General features: G+C 35.3%; 1 protein-coding gene. It reads left to right on the top strand.

All coding sequences use genetic code 11. The features are described from left to right. Positions 1-11: 11 nt before the first annotated feature. Positions 12-323: TetR/AcrR family transcriptional regulator (locus H2O73_RS23585; protein ID WP_182110747.1), on the top strand; the 312-nt coding region annotated here is incomplete at its 3' end.

The following is a 323-nucleotide window of genomic DNA, read 5'->3' as shown; positions in this document are numbered from 1 at the left end:
GGAGTTGATTTATGGCAAGAAAAAAACAATATGATGAAGAAGCTGTTATAGAGAAGGCTATGTATTTGTTTTGGCGTCATGGTTATGAAAGCACCTCTATGCAACTTCTTGAAAAAGAAATGGGCATTAATAAGTTTTCTATTTATTCTAGTTTTGGGAGTAAGCAAGGTCTTTTTTCTGCATGTCTAGATGCATACCAATCAAAGACCAGAACCGTTTTTGAGAAGTTTCAAAAAGCGACAACAGGTATAGAATCCATACGAGCTTTTTTTATAGATACGGTGGATCTTTGCTTTGAGGAAGGAAATGAAAAGGGCTGTTTA

Source organism: Vibrio marinisediminis, assembly GCF_014050145.1.
GTDB lineage: Bacteria > Pseudomonadota > Gammaproteobacteria > Enterobacterales > Vibrionaceae > Vibrio > Vibrio marinisediminis.
Note: the sequence above shows the minus strand (reverse complement) of the source record. Positions and strands in the feature narration are given on the sequence as shown.